Annotated in this window: 12 protein-coding genes; 9 read left to right on the top strand and 3 right to left on the bottom strand. The window is 55.4% G+C overall.

Annotated elements, in window-relative coordinates:
* The first annotated feature begins 245 nt into the window (after positions 1–245).
* Together ppk1 and ppx are read left to right on the top strand one after the other, a co-directional pair.
* Positions 246–2,309, top strand: coding sequence for a polyphosphate kinase 1 (gene ppk1 / locus IV04_RS15605; protein WP_037395521.1), 2,064 nt, complete (start codon positions 246–248; stop codon positions 2,307–2,309).
* A gap of 10 nt (positions 2,310–2,319) precedes the next feature.
* Positions 2,320–3,870 carry an exopolyphosphatase gene (ppx, locus tag IV04_RS15600; protein WP_037395519.1) on the top strand — a complete coding sequence of 517 codons (1,551 nt, stop codon included), beginning with the start codon at positions 2,320–2,322 and terminating at the stop codon, positions 3,868–3,870.
* 42 nt (positions 3,871–3,912) lie between these two features.
* Here ppx and IV04_RS15595 read toward each other — a convergent pair whose 3' ends face one another.
* Positions 3,913–6,144 (bottom strand): EAL domain-containing protein, encoded by a 2,232-nt coding sequence (locus IV04_RS15595; protein ID WP_037395517.1) that lies wholly within the window; start codon positions 6,142–6,144, stop codon positions 3,913–3,915.
* 396 nt (positions 6,145–6,540) lie between these two features.
* On the opposite strand from IV04_RS15595, the gene mgtE reads away from it, so the two are divergent.
* A complete protein-coding gene (gene mgtE, locus IV04_RS15590) occupies positions 6,541–7,974 on the top strand; it encodes a magnesium transporter (protein WP_037395515.1) in 1,434 nt (477 codons plus the stop codon).
* Positions 7,975–8,833: 859 nt separating this feature from the next.
* Complete coding sequence (locus tag IV04_RS15585; RefSeq protein ID WP_037395512.1) at positions 8,834–12,166, top strand: diguanylate cyclase; 3,333 nt, start codon at positions 8,834–8,836, stop codon at positions 12,164–12,166.
* Here the strand turns inward: IV04_RS15585 and alkA are convergent.
* Complete coding sequence (gene alkA, locus IV04_RS15580) at positions 12,143–13,642, bottom strand: DNA-3-methyladenine glycosylase 2 (RefSeq protein ID WP_037395510.1); 1,500 nt, start codon at positions 13,640–13,642, stop codon at positions 12,143–12,145. The genes IV04_RS15585 and alkA overlap by 24 nt on opposite strands.
* 177 nt (positions 13,643–13,819) lie before the next feature.
* Between alkA and yegD the strand changes: the two genes are divergently transcribed.
* Positions 13,820–15,172 (top strand): molecular chaperone, encoded by a 1,353-nt coding sequence (gene yegD, locus IV04_RS15575; RefSeq protein WP_037395508.1) that lies wholly within the window; start codon positions 13,820–13,822, stop codon positions 15,170–15,172.
* 21 nt (positions 15,173–15,193) lie between these two features.
* The gene (locus tag IV04_RS15570) at positions 15,194–15,742 is read left to right on the top strand and encodes a GNAT family N-acetyltransferase (protein WP_037395506.1); all 549 of its coding nucleotides are present in this window, start codon (positions 15,194–15,196) and stop codon (positions 15,740–15,742) included.
* A gap of 110 nt (positions 15,743–15,852) precedes the next feature.
* Here the strand turns inward: IV04_RS15570 and IV04_RS15565 are convergent, their stop codons facing one another.
* Complete coding sequence (locus IV04_RS15565) at positions 15,853–16,806, bottom strand: aldo/keto reductase (protein ID WP_037395504.1); 954 nt, start codon at positions 16,804–16,806, stop codon at positions 15,853–15,855.
* A 214-nt stretch (positions 16,807–17,020) separates the two neighbouring features.
* Here IV04_RS15565 and IV04_RS15560 point away from each other — a divergent pair, with 214 nt between their 5' ends.
* The 3 genes from IV04_RS15560 to mdtC are packed head-to-tail and all read left to right on the top strand — an operon-like array spanning position 17,021 to position 24,470.
* Entirely contained in the window at positions 17,021–18,274 is a 1,254-nt protein-coding gene (locus IV04_RS15560; protein ID WP_037395503.1) for an MdtA/MuxA family multidrug efflux RND transporter periplasmic adaptor subunit, read from the top strand.
* Positions 18,274–21,393 (top strand): MdtB/MuxB family multidrug efflux RND transporter permease subunit, encoded by a 3,120-nt coding sequence (locus IV04_RS15555; protein ID WP_037395502.1) that lies wholly within the window; start codon positions 18,274–18,276, stop codon positions 21,391–21,393. Before IV04_RS15560 ends, IV04_RS15555 begins: the two co-directional genes overlap by 1 nt.
* Positions 21,390–24,470: a multidrug efflux RND transporter permease subunit MdtC gene (gene mdtC, locus IV04_RS15550; RefSeq protein ID WP_037395501.1), complete on the top strand. Its 3,081-nt coding sequence runs from the start codon at positions 21,390–21,392 to the stop codon at positions 24,468–24,470. Before IV04_RS15555 ends, mdtC begins: the two co-directional genes overlap by 4 nt.
* The last annotated feature ends 20 nt before the right edge of the window (positions 24,471–24,490 follow it).

Raw genomic sequence — 24,490 nt, 5'->3', positions numbered from 1 at the left:
TCGGCTCCATGTGCTGGCTGATGTCCTAAGATAACCGCGCATCTTATGTCAGTTTTATGATGTTTGCATGCCAAAACTTCCGCGTATTATCTCTCGGTTTCCCCCTCTGGCCGATCTCCGACCTTGGCAAAAATGCGGGTGCCATGCCCGCAGATATGTTGGACATTCCCGCAATTCTCTCGCCATAATAAATAAGACACTGGGCGGTGTCCCGAGTCCTTTTCTAAAATTGAACTGGAGTGGCAATGGGTCAGGAAAAGCTCTACATCGACAAAGAATTAAGCTGGTTATCCTTTAATGAACGTGTATTACAGGAAGCGGCAGATAAGAGTAATCCCCTGATTGAACGCATGCGGTTTCTGGGCATTTACTCCAATAATCTTGACGAGTTTTATAAAGTCCGTTTCGCCGATCTGAAAAGGCGCATCTTAATCAGCGAAGAACAGGGCCTGGGCGGTATGCCGCGTCATTTGCTGAAAAAGATCCAGGCCAAGGTGTTAAAAACCGATCAGGAATTCGACGGCCTGTACAACGATCTGCTGCTGGAAATGGCGCGTAATCAAATTTTCTTGATCAACGAGCGTCAGGTGTCTGAAAACCAGCAGATCTGGCTGCGGCAATATTTTAAGCAGCACCTGCGGCCTCACATCACGCCCATCCTCATCAATCATGACACCAATCTGGTGCAGTTCCTGAAAGATGACTACACCTATCTGGCGGTGGAGATTATCCGTGGTACGCGCAGCGACTATGCGCTGCTGGAGATCCCGTCCGACAAAGTGCCACGCTTCGTCAATCTGCCACCGGAAGCACCGCGCCGCCGCAAGCCAATGATTCTGCTGGATAACATTCTGCGTTACTGCCTGGATGATATCTTCAAAGGCTTCTTCGATTACGACGCGCTCAACGCCTATTCGATGAAAATGACCCGCGATGCGGAATACGATCTGGTCACCGAAATGGAATCCAGCCTGCTGGAACTGATGTCTTCCAGCCTGAAACAGCGCCTGACTGCCGAACCGGTGCGCTTTGTTTATCAGCGCGATATGCCCAACGAAATGGTGGAATTGCTGCGCAACAAGCTGGGGATTTCCAATTACGATTCGGTCATTGCCGGTGGCCGTTACCACAATTTCAAAGACTTCATCAGTTTCCCTAACGTCGGTAAAGCCAATCTGGTCAACCGACCGCTGCCGCGCCTGCGCCATATCTGGTTTGATAAATTCCGCAACGGCTTCGACGCCATCCGCGAGCAAGACGTTTTGCTTTACTACCCATACCACACCTTCGAACACGTCTTGGAGCTGCTGCGCCAGGCATCGTTCGATCCCAGCGTGCTGGCGATAAAAATCAACATTTACCGGGTAGCGAAAGACTCACGCATCATTGAGTCGATGATTCATGCGGCGCACAACGGCAAGAAAGTCACCGTGGTGGTCGAGTTGCAGGCGCGCTTTGATGAAGAGGCCAATATCCACTGGGCCAAGCGGCTGACAGAGGCGGGCGTCCACGTTATTTTCTCTGCCCCCGGGCTGAAAATCCACGCCAAACTGTTCCTGATCTCGCGCCGTGAAGGCGATGACATTGTACGCTATGCTCATATAGGCACCGGTAACTTTAACGAGAAAACCGCGCGTATTTACACCGACTACTCGTTGCTGACCGCCGACTCACGCATCACCAACGAAGTGCGCCGGGTCTTCAACTTTATCGAAAACCCATACCGGCCAGTCACTTTCGACCATCTGATGGTGTCACCGCAGAACTCACGCCGGATGCTGTATGACCTGATCGACCGCGAAATCGTCAACGCTCAGGCCGGAGAAAACGCCGGTATTATGTTGAAAATAAATAATTTGGTGGATAAGGGGCTGATAGATCGGTTATATACCGCCTCCACGGCGGGAGTGAAGATCCGCCTGCTGGTGCGTGGCATGTGCGCGTTGATCCCCAATTTGCCGGGTATCAGCGACAACATTCAGGTCACCAGCATCGTAGACCGCTATCTGGAACACGATCGAGTCTATGTTTTCGAAAACAAAGGTGACAAACGGGTTTATCTCTCATCCGCTGACTGGATGACCCGCAATATAGATTACCGCATCGAGGTGGCAGTATCGTTGCTGGATCCAACGCTGAAACAGCGCGTTCTGGATATTCTGGAGATCCTGTTCAGCGATACGGTCAAAGCTCGCTACATCGATAAAGAACTGAGCAACCAGTACGTGCCACGCGGTAACCGCCGTAAAGTACGCGCCCAGGTGGCTATTTATGAGTATTTAAAAGCTCTGGAACAACCAGCAAAGTAGGCCAGCAACTATGCCGCTAGAAAACACCGTAACCAACAAACCGCAGGAAATCGCTGCCATCGACCTGGGTTCGAACAGCTTCCACATGGTGATCGCTCGGGTCGTGAACGGCGCATTACAGGTATTAGGCCGTTTAAAACAGCGCGTCCACCTTGCCGACGGATTGGACTGCAATAACGTACTCAGCGAAGAGGCCATCGAGCGGGGCTTGGCCTGCCTGGCGCTGTTTGCCGAGCGGTTGCAAGGGTTCCCGGCAGATAACGTCACTATTGTAGGGACACATACCCTACGCCAGGCGGTGAATGCCGAAGTGTTCCTGAAACGGGCCACCAAAGTGATCCCTTACCCCATCGAGATCATCTCTGGTCAGGAAGAGGCGCGTCTGATCTTTATGGGTGTAGAACACACTCAGCCAGAAAAAGGCCGCAAACTGGTGATCGACATTGGCGGCGGTTCTACCGAGCTGGTGATTGGTGAAGATTTCGAACCGCTGCTGGCAGAAAGCCGCCGCATGGGGTGTGTCAGCTTCGCACAACAGTTTTTCCCTGAAGGGGAAATCAATAAAACCAACTTCAAGCGGGCACGGCTGGCCGCAGCGCAAAAACTGGAAACCCTGGCTTGGCAATATCGCATTCAGGGCTGGCAGTATGCACTGGGTGCCTCGGGCACCATCAAGGCCGCGCATGAAGTGTTGGTGGCCATGGGCGAGAAAGACGGCCTGCTCACGCTGGAACGCCTGGATATGCTGGTTGAGCAGGTTTTACAGTTTAAAAACTTCAGCACCTTAAGCCTGCCGGGGCTGACAGAAGATCGCCAGTCGGTCTTCGTTCCGGGGCTGGCCATTCTGTGCGGCGTGTTCGATGCGCTCGCCATCCGCGATCTGCGTCTTTCCGACGGTGCGCTGCGTGAAGGCGTGCTGTATGAAATGGAGGGCCGCTTCCGCCATCAGGATATTCGCAGCCGCACGGCAAAAAGCCTGGCGGATCACTACAACATCGATCGTGAGCAGGCCAAACGCGTTCTGGACACCACAGAACTGCTGTATGCCCAATGGATGGCGCAGAATACCAAACTGGTGCAGCCGCAGTTGGAAGCCTTGCTGAAATGGGCTGCCATGCTGCATGAAGTTGGGTTGAGCATCAATCACAGCGGCATGCACCGCCATTCCGCTTATATCCTGCAAAACTCCAACTTGCCCGGTTTTAATCAGGAGCAACAATGGTTATTGGCGGCACTGGTGCGTTTCCACCGCAAAGCAATCAAGCTTGAAGAGCTGCCACGGCTGAATCTGTTCAAGAAAAAATACTATCTGCCGCTGATTCAACTGCTGCGTTTGAGCACGCTGCTTAACAACCAGCGCCAATCGACCACCACGCCGGAAACGTTACGCCTGGTGACCGATGATAACCATTGGACGCTGCGTTTCCCTGCCGGTTATCTGACACAGAACAACCTGGTGCAACTGGATTTTGAACGTGAACAGGCTTACTGGAATGACGTCGTTGGCTGGAAGCTGATGATTGAAGAAGAAAGCGAGCAGAGCGAACAGATCCCTGCCTGATAGAGCCCTCTCGCCCTCCTTACCGAGGGCGAGAGGGTTAGGCTAGACCTCGGGCTCGTTCGGTTGCTGTACTAACGACGCCAGCAACTGTGGCTTACCGATAAAATAGCCCTGCATATAATCCACCCCCAGGCTCTTCAACGCATCGCGCTGTGCTTCTGTTTCTACATATTCCGCCACAATCGATAACCGCTGCATCAGCGCGACTTTGCAGATCGACGAAATAATCTGGTAATCCACTTTGCTCGTCAGCATATCGCGCACAAAGTTGCCGTCGATCTTCAGCGTATCCACGTCTAACTCTTTCAAGCGAGCGTAAGTGGCGTAGCCCGTACCGAAATCATCCAAGGCAATGCGGCACCCCATTTGGCGCAGCTCTTTCAGCGAGTTCTTGGCGTATTTAACATCCTGCACCAGATGAGATTCCGTCACTTCCAACACCAGTTGATACGGCTCAATCTGGTTCTGCCGTAACGCATCGAACACATCCTGGCACAGGCTGGGGCGGCACAGCGAAGAAGGTGAAAGGTTCACGGCAAAACGCGCGCTGGGTAAAGCCTCACGGTTTTGTGCCATAAACTGCAGCGTATGGCGCAATACCCACAGATCCAACTGATAGGCCAGGCCAAACTCATGAACCACCGGCATAAATTCGTTCGGTGGCACAATATTGTCATCGTCATCCAGCATCCGCAGCAGCACTTCGTGATAGGTATCGCCACGCACGCCAACAATCGGTTGAGCCATCAGCACAAAACTGTCGTTATCCAGTGAACGCTGCACCCAGTGCAGCAAAGCGACCTTACGCTTAATCTCATCCTGCGCAACATGGTGATCGTTCTGGATGTTCTCTGGCCGGCCACTGGTCAGCGACATTTCCGCCAGCGAGCTCAATTCCCCCAGCAGCAAATGCAAATGCGCCACTTCTGAATATACGCCGCAATAGCTGATGCCCAACGGCGGATGAATCGGCAAACCGTTCCACACCAGCCGGAACTTCTCCAGCGTACTTTGGATAATGGCAACCTTGTCTTCAGCGTTCGAACCGTTCAGCCGCAGCACCAGATCGTACCCTGGCAGATGATAGACATCCTCACCCTCTTCCAGTACCGTCCGCAGCGTACCCGCCAACTTCTGTTTGAAGCGGATCCGCAGTTGCATACCGTAATTTCGGCTGAGCAGGTCCAGCTCGGCAATACGCAAAAAGCAGAGGGTAGAACGCGGCGTTTTCGCCAAATCGCGCTTCAGTGCCCGCAGGTTGGGCAAACCGATGACCGGATCTTTCAACGAGGCGCTCTGGGCCTTGGCATGATCCATCCGCTGACGGGTATGTACCGCTGAAGTCAGCAGAATACTGAGCGTAAACGCCAGCATCATGGAGGAGATCATGGTCAGGTTGTGTAACAGATTGCTCCACTGCACATAACCTGGGTAGTTAAAGAACAGCACTATCAAGGTGGTGGCCCAGATAATGCCATTAAACTGGTAACCAAAGCGCATGGCGCTGTACAACATCACCGGGATCAGCAACGTCAGGCTGTAATCCGGCACCTGCAAATAATTGGTGTCCGCAGTGTGATAAGACAGAACAAATACCAACAGACTTAACACAGCAAACCACAGTTGCAGTTCGCTGCTTTTAACCCCTGGCGCAATCTCCCGGCGTATTCGCCCCCACAATACCTTGGCAAATCGGGGTTTTTTCAAAATCCGCAAGACAAAATAGAACAGTTGCATCGACGAGAGGCAACCGATCAGCACCGCCTGGAAATTAACCAGCGTATGCAGATTGATCCCGTTACCCGGCATCATTCCGAGCTCATCAGGCAACAGATCAAGGCCGATAAGGAGTTTCAGGCCAAACACAAACAGCGCGGATGGGAGCATGACCAGCCAGATCAATCGGTACTTGCTGAGCTTCAGTTCCGAAAAGCCCACACACCAGAAGCGCTGAGACAGTGAACGGTAGCCCCACCAGCAAATCCCCAGGCACACCATGTAGAGCAGGGTCATGATGATCGTAATATCAAACCCTGAACGACCGGAATAGCGGATAAAAATTGCCAGAGTGATCCCAGGCAGAGCACGCCAGTCATAGACCATCAGCAGAGAAAAGCAGGCCGCCAAAGGTAAATAGACCAGATAGACCTTACCTTCAGGCAGCATAAGACGCGGCGATAACCAACCGGCAATAGGCAACATCAGCAGGCTCAGCACAATCGGCTGCCCCCACCAATGGTCGCGTAACTGATTCCAGAATTTCAACATACCCATCAAGACACTGTATCCGCCAATGCGTGACTCATATCACCGTTTAAGCATAATTTAAATCGCAGAGAAGAGTTAGATCCTATCCCGCATAACCCTGCATGAAGACACGCTCGACCAACGTCAAGAATGGCTGCTTATTCTCTACTTTTTCATCGCTCAAGATTTGACCACGAACAATTAATCGGGAAAAGACAAATAAAAAATCACGAAGATTCTTAACCGATGATAATAACCTATTAAGACGCAACAAAAAATCAAACGGTATGTCAACAGAGGTGAAATATCCAACACCTTGCCCGCATACCTTCAAAACTCTTACTTAGTTTTCAATGCTATGCTCTATCTTGTAAGGGGAGCCGTAAAAGAAGCGCATCAACCCAATCTGGGTTAAGGAATACCATGTCCACCGCAACACATAATGTAAAAAAGGTCGCAGAGCATCGTCAGCGCATTCTGAACTTACTGTTACATAACAAACCTTTGGTTGACGGCATTCTCGGTCGCCCAGGTGATGAGAAAGAACTCGGCAGAAACGAACTTTTAAATCATACCGCCGAGATTACCCAGCTACTGAAAGATATGCACGCCGCCGATCTGGCTGATCTGCTGGAGGCCCTGCCACAAGACCAGCGCCTGGCGCTGTGGCGGTTGGTCGATAACGCTAAACGTGGCCAAACGCTGGTAGAAGTGGCAGAACCGGTTTGGGATAGCCTGATCGAAGAGATGAGCGATAAAGATCTGCTCAAAGCGATCAAAACGCTGGATGTCGATGAACAGGCCTATCTGGCACAGTATTTGCCGCGTAACCTGATGGGCCGCCTGCTTACCTCGCTAGAACCCCATGAACGCACACAGGTGCGGGAAATGGTGCACTACGGCAAAGATACCGTTGGCTGGATGATGGATTTCGAACTGGTGACGGTACGGCCAGACATTTCACTTGGCACCGTCCACCGTTTTTTACGCCAGCGCAAAACCATCCCGGACGCCACCGATAAACTGTTCGTCACCGACCGTAAAAATACGCTGTTGGGGGAATTACCCCTCACGGCGGTGTTGCTCAACGATCCGCACATGCTGGTTTCCCAGTTGATGGACAGCGATCCCACCACGTTCGAACCCGAAGATAAAGCCGAAGCTGCCGCCAGTGCTTTCGAACGTTATGACCTGATCAGCGCCCCGGTGGTCGATGCCAAAGGCAAACTGATGGGGCGTTTGACCATTGAAGAGATCGTTGACGTGGTCAACGAAGAAAGCGATACCACCCTGCGCCGCATGGGGGGCTTGAGCCCGGATGAAGACGTGTTCGCCCCGGTTGGCAAAGCGGTAAAAACCCGCTGGGCCTGGCTGGCAATCAACCTGTGCACCGCCTTTATTGCTTCACGCGTCATTGGCCTGTTCGAACACACCATTTCACAACTGGTGGCGCTGGCAGCGCTGATGCCCATCGTCGCCGGGATCGGTGGCAATACCGGTAATCAGACGATTACCATGATCGTGCGCGCGCTGGCGCTGCACCAGATTGAGGTCGGCAATATTTCACGCTTATTGCTCAGAGAGCTGGGCGTCGCGGTAATCAACGGCATTGTCTGGGGAGGAATCATGGGAGTGATCACTTACCTGCTGTATGGCGATCTCGCCATGGGCGGCGTGATGACGCTGGCGATGCTCCTGAACCTGCTGGTCGCCGCACTGATGGGGGTCGTGATCCCGATGACCATGCTGAAGTTGGGGCGCGATCCTGCCGTGGGCTCCAGCGTACTGATCACCGCCTTGACCGATACCGGGGGATTCTTTATTTTCCTTGGATTAGCCACGATTTTCCTGCTGTAACGTTGAGCGGCCAGTGCCCCTCTTTAAACACCTGTCTCTTGTTCACATCTTGAGGGTTATTATGGGATATGTGTTGATTTCGGTCGCTACACCTTTCGTGTTTATTCACTAACGCCGTGAACGCGACCGAGTTGGGGGCTCAAGAGCCAGCCCCCAACACCCCGGCCCTGGCCATATCAGGCGGTGGGCTTCGCCCACTTCCCTCACTTCGCCACCGCGCATTAAGGCCGGCTACGACAGTCGTCCCTGACTGTCTCGCCTGAACGCGCCGTCCGTGGCGCGTTCGCCTATGCGCCGTGTCTCCGTTCGGCGCCTTCAATGGCCTCAACACCCGTGCTCATCTCACCGATAAGAATGCCTGAACTGCTGTTATCAATTCCCTTGTAAAAGTTGCCCGGTGGTTACAGATTCAGGGGTTGACGTTGCGCGCATCATGGCCTGCTGAGCAAGACCGCGTTGCCAGGGGCAACCGGCCATGGAGGGCCGGTTGAGGCGAGACAAACAGGGACGTTTGTCGTAGCCGACCCGCCCGGCAACGGGGGCGCGGCGAAGGCACCCGCGTAGCGGGCAGGCCATGTTAAGCGTGGGCGGGGTGCAGGGCCCCGCCTTGGGCCCTGCAATTGCCGTTCACTGTGGGGCATGGGATTGGATTCTGTTTACGGCAATTCTCATTACACCTGGCTGACATAGACAAGCACGTTGTGTATAAGAGACAGCTTTAAACACACTGGGTTTACACCTTAATATCGCTCATTCAATAGGCATTCGTCATACACTGTACTAATCTCTTGTTAGTAAAATTGCCCACTTTAAACGGTCGTTATTTTTGCTTGTGCCCGCTAGCACAGTAAGGTTACTTATGGACATCAGCGCAGCGAATCACCCCACGCCGTCAGGAAACTCTTTACTGATGCACTCGCTGTTAATGTCAGTAATGATCTTTCTGCTGGCTTACCTTTGCCTGACGCTCTCGACCGAATCCAGCAGTTTTACCCCGCTGTGGTTCCCCACTGCCGCGATTATTATCTTGCTGTACCGGTATCGTCCGCAGTATTGGCTACTGCCACTGTTGCTCTCTGGAGTCAGCATCTGTACTGCCAATATCATTCTGTTTGGTCTGAGTTGGATCCCGTTCAAACTGACGCTGATGAATCTGCTGGAAGCGGTGGTCAGTGCACTGCTGTTGCAGCACGTCCTGCAACCCACAGATCCGCTTGACAGCCTGGCAAGCTGGCTGAAGTTTGTTACTTGTGCCGTAATCTTTACCCCGATGTTCAGCGCTCTGTTAGCGGTGTCCTGGGTTCCCCAACTCGGCCAATCCTTCTGGCAAGCGGCCAGCACCTGGTTTATTTCTGAAGCCATTGGCGTACTGGCGTTGACCCCCATCGGGCTGGTGTATCGCCGTTCGATGCTGAAAGAGCTGAATCTGGCAAAACTGCTACTGATACTAATAGCCATTCTCTTTTTCAGCTATCTGGTGCTGGTCAACCTACCTTATCCGTTTGCTTTCGTTACGTTGCCGCTTTTGTGGGCCGCGATTAGCCTATCCCGGCTTAAAACCTTCATTATCTGCTTTGCCACTACGTTGATGATTACCGTAGCCATCTCACTGGGGCTGTTACATTTTTCAGCTCACAGACCATTTTTAGGCGACGTCGAAATCTATCTGCCACTCATCCTGATTCTGATCCCCGCCCATTCCATGTCAATGGTGATGCACGCCTTCCGGGTGGAGAAAAAACGTATCATTGAGAGTGAAACCCGCTTTCGCAATGCACTGGAGTATTCCGCTATCGGCATGGCGTTGGTATCCCCGGAGGGGAAATGGCTGCAGGTCAACCAAGCGCTGTGCAAACTGCTGCATTACCCGCCAGAAACCCTGTGGCACCTGACCTTTCAGGAAATTACCCATCCAGACGATTTGAATGCCGATCTGACACAGTTGCAGGAACTGCTGGCAGGCAACATCAGCAGCTATACCATGGAAAAACGCTTTATCCGCAGCGATGGTGAAAGCGTCTGGACGCTGTTGGCAGTTTCACTGGTCCGCGATCCCCACGGTCAGCCGCTGTATTTTATCTCCCAAGTGGAGGACATCAACGAGCTGAAGCTGGCAGAAGCTGAGAATCGCCTCCTGATAGAACGCATTACGCTGGCCAATCGGGCAGGGGGGATCGGCGTGTGGGAATGGATGGTCAACGAACAGCAGCTCATCTGGGACAAACGTATGTTTGAGCTGTACGATTTCCCGCTGGATCAAATACCGACCCCACAGCTCTGGCGTTCACTGTTGCTGCCAGAAGATCTGCCGCGTATCAATCAATTGATCGCCCAGGTCATGGAGCACCCACAGCTATTTGTGACTGAGTTTCGCATCCTGACCCGCCAAGGGAAACTGCGTTATATTCGCGGGCAAGGCAACCTGCTGCTTGACGAACATGGCAAGCCACAGCGCCTGCTTGGCACCAATATTGATGTGACCGAAGTTATTACGCTGACCAAATCGCTGCATGAGGAAAAGGAACGCCTGCACATCACCCTGGATGCCATCGGTGAAGGAGTTATCTCCACCGACAGCGAAATGTGCATCACTTTTATGAACCCGGTCGCCGAACAGATGTCCGGTTGGTCACTGGAGCTGGCGCAGGGTATGCCGATCGATAGCGTAATTCGCATCACCAACGGCAGAAACGGCCCGATAGTGGAAAACCCGGTGCAATTGTGTCTGCAGGAAGAGACAACCTTGCCTCCAGACTATGCGCTGGTGCTGCACAGCCGCGATAGCCGCCGCTTCGACATACAAATCTCCGTTTCGCCGCTGAAAACCGTTGAAGGTGCAGTGATGGGCGCAGTAATAGTGTTGCTTGACGTCAGCGCCTCACGGGAATTGATGAAAAAGCTGAGTTATAGCGCCTCGCACGATGCCTTGACCAATCTGCAGAATCGCACCAGTTTTGAAAAGCAGCTGCAAGATGCGATCGCCAGCGTGGCCGATAACGATCAACAACACTCATTGGTGTTCCTCGATCTCGATCGGTTCAAAGCGGTTAACGACACCGCCGGGCACGCGGCAGGCGACGCTTTGCTGAAGGAGATCAGCCAGCTTATGCAGCGCCAGCTTCGCAACCATGACAGCCTGGCACGCCTGGGCGGTGACGAATTTGGCCTGATCCTGTTCGACTGCCCACAAGAACAGGCAAAAACGCGGATGCAACAGATCGTGTCGCTGATCGGGGAATACCCGTTCTACTGGGAGAGCAAACTCTACCACGTCGGTGCCAGCGCCGGGATCACCAGCATTAATGCCAGCAGTGGCAAAAGCACAGAGTTGCTGGCACAGGCTGATCTTGCCTGTTACACCGCCAAACATCGTGGTCGTGGGCAGGTTTATACCTATGAAGCCCGGCAGGAGCCACCGATAGAGCGCCAGCATGAACTGCTGACGCGGCAGCAAGTGGTCAACATCATCAATCAGCAGCAGTTGCAACTGTACGTCAAGGCCGTATCCCCGCCCAATGCGCCGCAGGCGATCTGTTTTTACCAACTCATATTGCGGGTCACTGCCGACACTGAACGCCCGCTGACGTTCAAAAACTTTTCCGCTGCCGCACAGCTGTACGGCCTGCTGCCAGAAGTCGATCGCTGGGTGGTAGAACAGATCCTGGATCAGCACGCCCTCTCCCTTACCCGCTTGGGCGTCTCCATTGCTCTGCCGCTGACGACCGACAGCCTGCTGGATCGGGACTTTCAGCACTATCTGCGGCAAAAGCTGGCAGCGACCCTTTTGCCGCACCAGGCTCTGTTACTGATAATCGATGAAGCCATTATTCTGGATCATACGGAAAATGCCGGTGAGTTCAGCCATCAATTACAGCAAATGGGCTGCAGACTGATCGTTAACGGCTTTGGGCGCAGCCTGAACGCCTTTGATTTGTTGAACAACCAACGGCTTGATTATATTCGTATTGATGAACGTTTTATCACCAATGTGCATAACAATCAGATGGATGAACTAATGGTGTCACTGCTCAACAACGCCGCTCACCGCATCGATGCCAAGACGCTGGCGGGCCCGGTGGAGCTGCCAGCCACGCTGAATACGCTGGCAACCCTGGGTATCGATCTGGTGGACGGCGACATCATCGCACCAGCAAAATCGCTGGCTGAGTTACTTGACGATGGCACCCGTTGATGGCACCCAGTGGCCGTTATGCCACAAATGCAGCGTCGCATAAGAACGCCATGGCCGCCAACGTTCGGCGTACTGCTCGATCTGACGCGGAGTCATACCGGGAAAACGCTGTTTGATCAGGTAATCCCCTGCCAGAAAAACGTCTGGCCATGACCAGGCGCGCATAGCGACATAGTTGGCAGTCCAACTGCCGATGCCCGGCAAGGCGATCAGCGCGTTAATACCCTGCTCAATATCCAGCACGTTATCCAACTGCAACCGCCCTTCCACCACCGCTTGAGCCATGGCGATCAGCGCCGCCGCGCGCTTAAGCTGGATCCCCAGCGGCCTGAGTTCCTCCGGCTGCAACTGCGCAATTTTTGCTGCTTCTGGGAACACATGAGTGAGGTTGCCATGGGGCTGCTCTAAAGGGGTTCCCCAGTTCTGTGCGATGCGCCCGGCAAAAACAGCGGCCATCTTCACGCTGACCAGTTGCCCCAGCACCGCTCTTGTGGCCTGTTCGAAACTGCTGACGCACCCGGGCAACCGCAGGCCCGGTGCACTGGCGGCTAAATCCCCCAACGCCTCGGCAATACGGTCGGGAGCCGCATCCAGATCGAACAGTTGGCGAATACGCCGCAGCACCTCAGTCGTCACCCGGCTCAGTGACGGCGCAATTTCCACCCGCACCCGATTCCCGGCTTCATCCGGCTGCACCCTCACCCAGCCACAATAATCAACCCCACCCTGCTGAACCGCGATAGAACGCCAGTATTGCTGCCCTTCAACCTGTTCCACACCGCTGACCGCACGCGCCTGCAAAAAAGCCAGCATGCGCGGCCAATCGTAAGGTGGCCGATAACCGAGATGAAAAACCAGCCCGCTGGTAGCCGCGCGTTCGTGGCGGCCTGCGGTGCTGCGCAGCGCGGAAGGGATCAGGCGATAACGGGCTTTAAACAGTTCGTTAAAACGCCGCAGGCTGCCAAACCCGGCAGCAAAAGCCACCTCGCTCAACGGCAGATGGGTATCGGCCAGCAAGCGCTTGGCCTGTAACAAACGATGCGACTGGGCATAATCGATCGGGGACGCACCGAACTGTTCGGCAAAAATACGCCGCAGATGGCGATCGGATATCCCCAAGCGCGCGGCCAGTTGCTCACAACTGTGCTCCGACAGATACCCTTGCTCGATCAACTGAACGGCCACCTGAGCATAGCGGTTGCCCAGGTCGATCAGCGCCAGCCCCGGAGCCAGTTCCGGCCTGCACTTCAGGCAAGGGCGAAACCCCGCCAGTTCGGCTGCCGCAGCGCTGCGGTAGAAGGTACAGTTTTCGATTTTTGGCGTCCGGGCACTGCACACAGGCCGACAATAAATACCGGTGGAAGAAACGCCGACAAAAAAGCGCCCATCGAACTTACGATCGCGCGCACTGAGCGCGCTATACAACGCTTGCTGCTGTTCCATCATGGTAACGCTCAAGGTCAGTTTTTTCTTCATTATGCTGCTCGTGCCGGTCGCTGACGTGCGGGAATCGGACATTAACCTGAAACGCCTAAGTTAAGCATGCCAACGCAAGCCGTGCTAAATTTTTTACCATTGCTGCACACCGGTTGCCCATCCCGCCCGTCTCGGGTAAAGTCGCCCCCCTTCATTGGCATGGGGAAACAAAAATAAATGTTTATTGGCTTCGATTATGGAACAGCTAACTGTTCCGTCGCCGTTATGCGAGATAATGGCCCCGAATTACTGACCTTGGAAAACCACGAACCCTATCTGCCTTCGATGCTGTGTGCACCGACGCGTGAAGCGGTGAGTGAGTGCCTGCATCGCCACTGGCAAGTGCCTACCGGCAGCGAAGAAAACCAGCAATTGCTGCGCCGCGCAATCACCTTCAACCGGGAAGAAGATATCCCGGTCAAAAGTGACAGCGTGCTATTCGGCCTGCAAGCGCTGGCGCACTATAGCGAAGACCCGGAAGAGGTCTACTTTGTGCGCTCACCGAAATCCTTCCTCGGGGCCAATGGCCTGAAACCACAACAGATTGCGCTGTTTGAAGACCTGGTGTGCGCCATGATGTTCCACATCAAACGCCAAGCGGAAGGGGTACTGCAAAGCAGCATTGAGCAAGCGGTGATTGGCCGCCCGATCAACTTCCAGGGCATCGGTGGCGAAGAGGCCAACCAGCAGGCGCAGGGGATTTTGCAGCGCGCCGCCGTGCGTGCCGGTTTCAAACAGATTGAATTCCAGTTTGAACCGGTAGCCGCCGGGCTGGATTTCGAGGCAACGCTGAACGAAGAGAAAACCGTGTTGGTGGTGGATATCGGCGGCGGCACCACTGACTGCTCGCTGTTACTGATGGGCCCACAGTGGCGCGATCGTGCCGATCGCCAGCAAAGCCTGCTGGGGCACAGCGGCTGCCGCGTTGGCGGTAACGATCTGGATATCATGCTGGCCTTTAAACAACTGATGCCGCTGTTTGGCATGGGGGGCGAAACCGAGAAAGGCATCGCGTTGCCTGCTCTGCCTTACTGGAACGCGGTCGCCACCAACGATGTTCCAGCACAGAACGACTTTTACAGCACCGCCAATGGCCGCCTGTTGCGCGACTTGATCCGCGATGCTGCTGAGCCGGAAAAAGTGCAGCGTCTGCTGAAAGTCTATCAGCAACGGCTGAGCTACCGTTTAGTTCGGGCAGCGGAAGAGAGTAAAATCACCCTGTCTCACCAGCCAAGCATTCTCACCTCGCTGGCTTTTGTACAAGCGGATCTGGCAGAGAACATCACTCAGGCTCAACTGGCCGAGGCGATTGCCCAGCCGCTGCTGCGTATTCAGGAGCAGGTCAGCGCCGCGTTGGCCACCAGCCAATGCACGCCGCAGGTGATTTATCTGACCGGTGGCAGCGCGCGTTCCCCTCTGTTACGCAGCGCATTACAGCAGCAACTGCCGGGGATCCCGATCGTCGGCGGTAACGATTTCGGTTCGGTCACCGCCGGGCTGGCACGCTGGGCACAAACGCTGTTTCGCTGATTGATATCGGAGTAACCACTGATGACGATCGTCTCCTTGCAAACGGCACGACTACGATTGCGTGAATGGCAAGACAGCGATCTACCCGCTTTTGCCGCGCTCAATGCCGATCCTACGGTAATGAAGTATTTTCCGGCGCGGTTAAACCGGGAAGAAAGCGATGCACTGGCCGAACGCATCCGCCAATTTATGCAACAACACGGTTGGGGTTTATGGGCGGTGGAAGTCAAAGAAGGGGCTCCCTTTATCGGCTATGTTGGGCTGGCAATCCCCGGTGACGATCTGCCCTGTTCCCCCTGCGTGGAGATCGGCTGGCGGTTGGCGGCAGAACACTGGAGCCAAGGCTATGCCAGCGAAGCCGCCCAAGGTGTATTAAATTTTGCATTTAATACGCTTAACCTTGCCGAGGTGGTATCCTTCACCGCCGAAATCAACCAGCCTTCACGCCGGGTTATGGAACGGATTGGCATGACGTTCAGCGGTGAAACTTTCGAGCACCCACGTTTACCCGTTGGGAATCCGCTGCGCAAACATGTGTTGTATCGCAGTAGCGTGGTTTCATCCAGGTAAGGCCGGGGGCTGGCTCTTGAGCCCCCTGCTCGGGCGCGTTCACCTTGTTGCCGAATGAGCGCAAAACGTGTAGCGACCGAAATTAATCCTCTTACCAGCACTATCGCAAATCACTCAGTACTCGCCTCATTCAGCACCTCAATATCCTCCCCCTCCAGCTTCAGCTCAATCGCCCTCACCACTTCATCCAACTGCCTCAACGAAGTCGCACTGACGATCGGCGCAGTAATGCTTGGCCGCGCCATCAACCAGGCAAGTGACACTTGCGCAGGCGTCGCCTGATATTTCGCCGCCACCCGATCCAGCGCCGCCAAAATACGGAAACCACGCGGGTTAAGATAACGGGCAACAATGGTATCGCCACGCGGGCTCTTGCCCATGTCCTGCTCGCTGCGATATTTCCCGCTAAGGAAGCCGCTGGCCAGCGCAAAAAAGTTAATCACCCCCAGGCCATACTGCTGAGCCACCCCTTCCAGCGCGGTTTCATAACCTGCACGGGCATACAGATTGTATTCCGGCTGCAGCGTTTCATACCGCGCCAAGCCATTCTGTTCACTCACTTTCAGCGCCTCTTCCAACCGATCCGCCTGATAGTTGGACGCCCCGATCGCCCGCACCTTGCCAGCCTTGATCAACGCATCGAATGCCGCCAGGGTTTCTGCCAGTGGCGTATCTCTATCATCATCATGGGATTGATACAGATCGATATAGTCCGTCTGCAAGCGGCGCAGAGAATCCTCCACCGCCTGTTGGAGATAACGCGGCGATAGCCCTTGTTTACCCTCGCCCATCGGCTTGCCGACCTTGGTGGCAATAATCACCTGCTCGCGCTTACCGCTTTTTTTCAGCCAGTTGCCGATCACCGTTTCCGACTCACCACCGCGATTGCCCGGAGCCCAGTTGGAGTACATATCGGCGGTATCAATAAAATTCAGCTGGCGATCCATCAGCGCATCCAGCAGGCTGAACGAAGTCGCTTCATCCGCCGTCCAGCCAAACACGTTACCGCCGAAGGTCAGCGCCGGCACTTGAATACCAGAACGGCCCAGTTCTCTTTTGCTCATCATCAACTCCCGTCATCCCGTTTAAGAGCCTATCCCAATAGGCTCTCAGTATCACTGCGGTTAATTATGTGTTTTCTTCCGAAAAACCTGACATTACCTCCATATTTCCTTCATTCTTTTGCTGGTACTCCTCGCTAAACTAGTATCCTGTTGGGAGTGTCACTTTTGGCAATGATTGCCCGCCTGTTTGTCTCTGGAGAGAGCCTTTATCACCATGAATGCAAAACCGAAACGCCGCTCATTGATACTACGCCAGCTGGTAGTGGTTATCGTCGTTATTGTCGCTATGCTGGCCTGGCGTCACTTCAACACGTCACCAACCACTGAGGCTACACCGGGAGCTCATCCGGCAGGGGCAGGGAATGCAGGTGCTGGTGGTAGAGGCGGTGGCAGGCGCAATGCGCCGATGTCCCCCGTGCAGGCCGCCACCGCTACTCAGCAAGACGTGCCGCGTTTCCTGAGCGGGCTGGGTACCGCAATCGCAGCCAACACCGTCACCGTCACCAGCCGGGTCGAAGGTCAACTGATGGCGATCCACTTTAGCGAAGGCCAACAGGTAAAAGCCGGTGATTTACTGGTGGAGATCGACCCACGCCCGTATGAAGTGCAATTGACACAAGCCCTGGGGCAACTGGCGAAAGATCAGGCCACGCTGGCTAATGCCAAACGGGATCTGGCACGCTACCAGCAATTAGTCAAAACCAACCTGATTTCACGTCAGGAGTTGGATACCCAGCAATCATTAGTACGCCAGAGCGAGGGTGCCGTCAAAGCCGATCAGGGCGCGGTCGATAGCGCTAAGCTGCAAATCACCTACAGTAAAATCACCGCCCCGATTGATGGCCGGGTTGGCCTCAAGCTGGTGGATGTGGGCAATTACATCTCCAGCGGCAGCAGCACCGGGATCGTAGTGATCACGCAGACCCATCCGATTGACGTGGTCTTTACCCTGCCAGAAAGCCATATTGCCGATCTGGTCAAGGCACAGAAAGCCGGGCCGGTCAGCGTCGCTGCCTGGGATCGCACCAATCAGCAACAGTTAGCTAACGGCACACTGCTGAGCCTGGATAACCAGATTGATACCGCCACCGGCACCATCAAGCTGAAGGCTCGCTTTGATAATCAGGACGACACCCTGTTCCCCAATCAATTCGTTAACGCACGCCTGAAGGTCGCCACTCTGCATGATGCCATCGTCATCCCCAGCGCCGCGCTGCAAATGGGCAATGAAGGCCATTTCGTCTGGCTTTTGAGCACAGATAACAAAGTCAGTAAGCAGCGGGTTACCGCTGGCGTGCAGGACAGCCAACAGGTGGTAATCACCAACGGCGTAAAAGCGGGCGAGCGTGTGGTCACCGACGGTATCGACCGTCTGACCGAAGGCATGCAGGTCGAAGTATTGGCACCGCAGGATGCCAGCACAGCAACCCACGTTAAAAAACCACGCAAAGCGCAGGAGAAATCCTGATGCAATCCATGCCCCCCAAAGCCGGTGGTGGGCCATCACGGCTGTTTATCCTGCGCCCAGTGGCGACCATCTTGTTTATGCTGGCGATCCTGCTGGCCGGGATCATCGGTTACCGGGCGTTGCCGGTTTCTGCCCTGCCGGAGGTGGATTACCCCACGATTCAGGTCGTAACACTTTACCCCGGGGCCAGCCCGGACGTTGTGACTTCGGCGATCACCGCCCCTCTGGAGCGGCAATTCGGCCAGATGTCGGGGCTGAAACAGATGGCTTCGCAAAGTTCCGGCGGCGCTTCAGTGATCACGCTCCAATTCCAGTTGGAACTGCCGCTCGATGTCGCAGAACAGGAAGTGCAGGCCGCCATCAATGCCGCCACCAACCTGCTGCCCAACGATCTGCCCTACCCGCCGATTTACAGCAAGGTTAACCCTGCCGATCCGCCGATCCTGACTCTGGCAGTCACTTCCAGCGCCGTGCCGATGACGCAGGTACAAGACATGGTGGAAACCCGCGTGGCGCAAAAAATTTCGCAGGTTTCCGGCGTCGGTCTGGTCACCCTTTCCGGTGGTCAGCGCCCGGCAGTGCGGGTGAAGCTCAATGCCGCTGCGGTCGCTGCTCATCACCTGGACAGTGAAACCATTCGCACCGCCATCAGTAACGCCAACGTCAATTCCGCCAAAGGTAGCCTGGACGGCCCAACGCGTTCAGTGACGCTTTCTGCCAACGATCAGATGAAGTCCGCAGAGGATTATCGTCAATTGATTGTGGCGTATCAGAACGGTGCAGCCATTCGTCTGCAAGATATTGCCACCATTGAACAGGGGGCAGAAAATAACCGGCTGGCAGCCTGGGCCGACCAACAGCAGGCCATCGTGCTGAACATTCAGCGCCAGCCGGGGGCCAACGTGATCACCACCGCCAACAGCATCCGTGAAATGCTGCCGCAGTTGATCAGCAGCCTGCCTAAATCGGTGGAGGTGAAAGTCTTGACCGATCGTACCACCACCATTCGCGCCTCGGTCAGCGACGTGCAGTTCGAGCTATTGCTGGCGATCGTGCTGGTGGTGATGGTGATTTACGTGTTCCTGCGCAATGTGCCTGCCACCATTATCCCCAGCGTGGCGGTGCCGCTTTCGCTGGTGGGTACCTTTGCCGCCATGTATTTTCTCGGGTTTTCGATTAACAACCTGACGTTGATGGCGCTGACTATTGCCACCGGCTTTGTGGTGGACGATGCCATCGTGGTGATCGAGAACATTTCGCGCTATATCGAAAAAGGCGAAAAACCGCTCGACGCCGCGCTGAAAGGTGCCGGGGAGATCGGTTTCACCATTATCTCGCTGACTTTCTCGTTGGTAGCCGTGCTGATCCCACTGCTGTTTATGGGCGATATCGTTGGCCGCCTGTTCCGCGAATTTGCCGTGACGCTGGCGGTGGCAATTCTGATTTCCGCCCTGGTGTCCCTGACGCTCACACCGATGATGTGCGCCCGCATGCTCAGCCACGAATCGCTGCGTAAGCAAAATCGTTTCTCGCGCGCGTCAGAACGTTTTTTTGATCGGGTGATCGCGCAGTACGGCGTGTGGCTGAAAGTGGTGCTGAATCACCCTTGGCTGACGTTGGGCGTGGCCTTCAGTACCTTGATCCTGACCGTACTGCTGTATCTGCTGATCCCGAAAGGCTTCTTCCCGGTGCAGGATAACGGCATCATTCAGGGCACACTGGAGGCACCGCAGAGCGTGTCATTCAGCAATATGGCCGAACGGCAGCAACAGGTGGCTGCCGAAATCCTGAAAGATCCGGCGGTAGAAAGCCTGACCTCGTTTGTCGGCGTGGATGGCAGCAACGCCACGCTCAACAGCGGGCGGTTGCAGATCAACCTGAAGCCGTTGAGTGAGCGCAGCGATCGCATTCCGGCGATCATTAGCCGCCTGCAACAGCAAACAGCACAGTTCCCAGATGTGAAGCTGTATCTGCAACCGGTGCAGGATCTGACCATTGATACCCAGGTGAGCCGCACCCAGTACCAGTTCACGCTGCAGGCGATGTCCCTTGAACAGCTCGGCCAGTGGGTACCGCAGCTGATGCAAGCGCTACAGCAAGCACCACAACTCACCGACGTCACCAGCAACTGGCAGGATCGGGGGTTAGTGGCATTTGTGAATGTCGATCGCGATTCAGCCTCGCGCCTGGGCATCACCATGAATGCCATCGACAACGCGCTCTATAACGCCTTTGGTCAGCGGCTGATCTCCACCATTTACACCCAGGCTAATCAGTACCGGGTGGTGCTGGAACATGATGTCAGCAGCACGCCGGGATTGGCTGCGTTAAATGATATCCGCCTGACCAGCAGCAACGGCACCACCGTGCCGCTGAGCGCCGTCGCCAACGTTGAACAGCGTTTTGGCCCGCTGACAATCAACCATCTGGCCCAGTTCCCATCAACCACCGTGTCATTCAACGTCGCCGAGGGATACTCGCTGGGTGAAGCGGTCGAGGCCATTACGCAGGCGGAAAAAACGCTCAACATGCCCAACGACATCACCACCCAGTTCCAAGGGGCGACGCTGGCGTTTCAGGCCGCGCTTGGCAGCACCCTGTGGCTGATTCTGGCAGCGGTGGTGGCGATGTATATCGTGCTGGGCGTGCTGTATGAGAGCTTTATTCACCCGGTCACCATTCTTTCAACCTTACCGACCGCTGGGGTCGGAGCCCTGCTGGCGTTGATGCTGTCCGGCCATGAACTGGATGTTATCGCCATCATCGGCATCATCCTGTTGATTGGTATCGTGAAAAAGAATGCGATTATGATGATCGACTTCGCTCTTGCCGCCGAACGCGAGCAGGGGATGACGCCGTATGAAGCCATCTATCAGGCCTGCCTGCTGCGTTTCCGCCCGATCCTGATGACCACGCTGGCCGCCCTGCTTGGCGCGCTGCCGCTGATGCTCAGCACTGGCGTTGGCGCGGAGCTGCGCCGACCGCTGGGGGTTTGTATGGTGGGCGGGCTGGTAATGAGCCAGATCCTGACGCTGTTCACCACCCCGGTGATTTATCTGCTGTTTGACAAGCTGGCGCGTAATACCCACCGTCAACCCGAGGCGCAGGAGCTACCGTGAAATTCTTCGCCTTGTTCATCTATCGCCCCGTCGCGACCACGTTGTTGACGTTGGCGATCGCCATCGCCGGGGTGATGGGTTTCCGGCTGCTGCCGGTGTCGCCGCTGCCACAGATCGACTTCCCGGTGATCGCGATTAATGCGTCATTGCCGGGGGCCGATCCAGAAACCATGGCCTCTTCGGTAGCCACTCCGCTGGAGCGGGCATTGGGCCGCATTGCCGGGGTCAGTGAAATGACCTCGACCAGTTCGCTTGGCAGTACGCGAATCATTTTGATGTTCGATCTCGAACGTGACATCAACGGGGCCGCCCGCGACGTGCAGGCGGCGATCAATGCGGCACAGAGCATGTTGCCCAGCGGGATGCCTAGCCGCCCGACCTATCGCAAGATCAACCCGTCCGACGCACCGATCATGATCCTGACGCTGACATCGGACACCTACAATCAGGGGCAACTGTATGACTTTGCCTCTACGCAACTGGCGCAGAAAATTGCCCAGACCGAAGGGGTGGGCGATGTGTCGGTGGGGGGCAGTTCCTTGCCTGCGGTACGCGTGGAACTCAACCCTGGCGCGCTGTTCAATCAGGGCGTTTCGCTGGATGCGGTACGCCAGAGCATCGCCAATGCCAACGTCCGTCGGCCACAGGGCGCGGTAGAAGACCCGCAGCAACGCTGGCAGATCCAGGCCAATGACGAGCTGAAAACCGCAGCCGCCTACCAACCGTTGGTGATTCACTACCACAACGGCGCAGCGGTGCGCCTGAGCGATGTCGCCAACGTGGTCGATTCGGTGCAGGACGTTCGTAACGCCGGGATGACCAACGCCAAACCGGCAATAATCCTGACCGTCACCCGCTCGCCGGGGGCCAATATTATTGAAACCGTCGATCGCATCCGTGCCGAACTGCCTGCATTGCGAGAAAACATTCCCACCTCGATCCAATTGAATATCGCGCAGGATCGCTCCCCCACCATTCGTGCTTCGCTGGCAGAAGTAGAGCAAGCCTTGCTGATTGCCATCAGCCTGGTGATCCTGGTGGTATTTATTTTCCTGCGATCTGGCCGTGCCACGCTGATCCCGGCGGTAGCGGTGCCGGTTTCGCTGATCGGCACCTTTGCCGCAATGTACCTGTGCGGCTTCAGTTTGAATAACCTGTCGCTGATGGCGCTGACCATCGCCACCGGTTTTGTGGTGGATGATGCAATCGTGGTGCTGGAAAATATTTCTCGCCACATTGAAGCAGGGATGAAACCGCTCAACGCCGCGCTGCAAGGGGTGCGTGAAGTGGGCTTCACCGTGCTTTCCATGAGCGTGTCGCTGGTGGCGGTATTCATTCCGCTGCTGTTTATGGGCGGTTTGCCGGGCCGGTTATTCCACGAATTTGCCGTCACGCTCTCGGTGTCTATCGGGCTTTCGCTGCTGATCTCACTCACGCTGACGCCGATGATGTGCGCTTATCTGCTGCGCTATCAACCGGCCCGCACTCAGCGGCGCACGCGCGGTTTTGGCCGGGTGTTGCTGGCACTGCAACGCAATTATGGCCGCTCGCTGAATTGGGTGCTTGGTCATTCACGCTGGGTGCTGGCGCTGTTTATGGCCACTATCGCCCTCAACGTCTGGCTATATGTCAGCATCCCGAAAACTTTCTTCCCCGAACAGGACACTGGCCGCCTGATGGGATTTATTCAGGCCGATCAGAGCATTTCATTCCAGGCGATGCGCGGCAAGCTGGAAGATTTCATGAAGATCGTGCGGGAAGACAAAGACGTGGATAACGTCACCGGCTTTACCGGCGGTTCACGCACCAACAGCGGTTCGATGTTTATCTCGCTCAAACCGCTGTCGGAACGCAGCGACGATGCGCAAAAGGTGATCGCCCGGCTGCGTGCCAAACTGGCGAAAGAGCCCGGTGCCAGCCTGTTTTTGATGGCGGTTCAGGATATCCGTGCCGGGGGCCGGCAATCCAACGCCAGCTATCAGTACACGCTGCTGGCGGACGATCTTCGCGAGTTGCGTGAGTGGGAACCGAAGATCCGCCTTGCCCTTGCAGCGCTGCCAGAACTGGCTGACGTTAACTCCGATCAGCAGGACAGAGGCTCGGAAATGGATCTGTCTTACGATCGCGAAACCATGGCGCGCCTGGGTATTTCCGTTACCGATGCCAACAATTTGCTGAATAACGCTTTCGGCCAGCGCCAGATTTCGACCATCTATCAACCGTTAAATCAGTACAAAGTGGTGATGGAAGTGGCCCCGCCTTATACGCAGGACGTGAGTTCGCTGGAGAAAATGTTCGTGATTAACCAGGCAGGCCAGTCGATCCCGTTGTCTTATTTTGCCCGCTGGCAACCGGCTAATGCTCCGCTGGCGGTCAACCATCAGGGGCTGTCGGCGGCCTCAACCATCTCGTTTAACCTGCCGGATGGGGGCAGCCTTTCCAGCGCAACCAGCGCCATTGAACGCGCCATGACGCAGATCGGCGTGCCCTCTACGGTACGCGGTACGTTTGCTGGCACCGCGCAGGTATTCCAGGAAACGCTGCAATCGCAACTGCTGCTGATCGCCGCCGCCATTGCCACGGTGTATATCGTGCTGGGGATGCTGTATGAAAGCTATATCCATCCGCTGACCATACTTTCTACCCTGCCCTCCGCTGGCGTTGGTGCGTTACTGGCGCTGGAGATGTTCGGCGCACCGTTCAGCCTGATCGCCTTAATTGGTATCATGTTGCTGATCGGCATTGTGAAGAAGAACGCTATCATGATGGTCGATTTCGCCCTCGATGCGCAGCGCAATGCTGGCCTCAACGCACGCGAAGCGATTTTCCAGGCCAGCCTGCTGCGTTTCAGGCCAATCATGATGACCACGCTGGCAGCGCTGTTCGGCGCTCTGCCGCTGGTCTTGACCAGTGGTGATGGCACCGAACTGCGCCAACCGCTCGGCATCACCATCGCCGGTGGGTTGGTGGTCAGCCAATTGCTGACGCTGTATACCACCCCGGTCATCTATCTGTATTTTGATCGGCTGCAGATGAAGTTCCGTCGGGGTAAAAAGCTGGCACCGCTGCCGCATTAAAGAGCTAGATTGTAAATAAT

The organism is Serratia sp. Ag1 (assembly GCF_000743355.1).
GTDB lineage: Bacteria > Pseudomonadota > Gammaproteobacteria > Enterobacterales > Enterobacteriaceae > Chania.
This window is presented reverse-complemented; position numbering and strand designations above follow the sequence as displayed.

Coding starts and splice junctions, on each gene's coding strand:
- ppk1 (WP_037395521.1), top strand. CDS start 246: ATGGGTCAGGAAAAGCTCTACATCGACAAAGAATTAAGCTGGTTATCC.
- ppx (WP_037395519.1), top strand. CDS start 2,320: ATGCCGCTAGAAAACACCGTAACCAACAAACCGCAGGAAATCGCTGCC.
- IV04_RS15595 (WP_037395517.1), bottom strand. CDS start 6,144: ATGGGTATGTTGAAATTCTGGAATCAGTTACGCGACCATTGGTGGGGG.
- mgtE (WP_037395515.1), top strand. CDS start 6,541: ATGTCCACCGCAACACATAATGTAAAAAAGGTCGCAGAGCATCGTCAG.
- IV04_RS15585 (WP_037395512.1), top strand. CDS start 8,834: ATGGACATCAGCGCAGCGAATCACCCCACGCCGTCAGGAAACTCTTTA.
- alkA (WP_037395510.1), bottom strand. CDS start 13,642: ATGAAGAAAAAACTGACCTTGAGCGTTACCATGATGGAACAGCAGCAA.
- yegD (WP_037395508.1), top strand. CDS start 13,820: ATGTTTATTGGCTTCGATTATGGAACAGCTAACTGTTCCGTCGCCGTT.
- IV04_RS15570 (WP_037395506.1), top strand. CDS start 15,194: ATGACGATCGTCTCCTTGCAAACGGCACGACTACGATTGCGTGAATGG.
- IV04_RS15565 (WP_037395504.1), bottom strand. CDS start 16,806: ATGAGCAAAAGAGAACTGGGCCGTTCTGGTATTCAAGTGCCGGCGCTG.
- IV04_RS15560 (WP_037395503.1), top strand. CDS start 17,021: ATGAATGCAAAACCGAAACGCCGCTCATTGATACTACGCCAGCTGGTA.
- IV04_RS15555 (WP_037395502.1), top strand. CDS start 18,274: ATGCAATCCATGCCCCCCAAAGCCGGTGGTGGGCCATCACGGCTGTTT.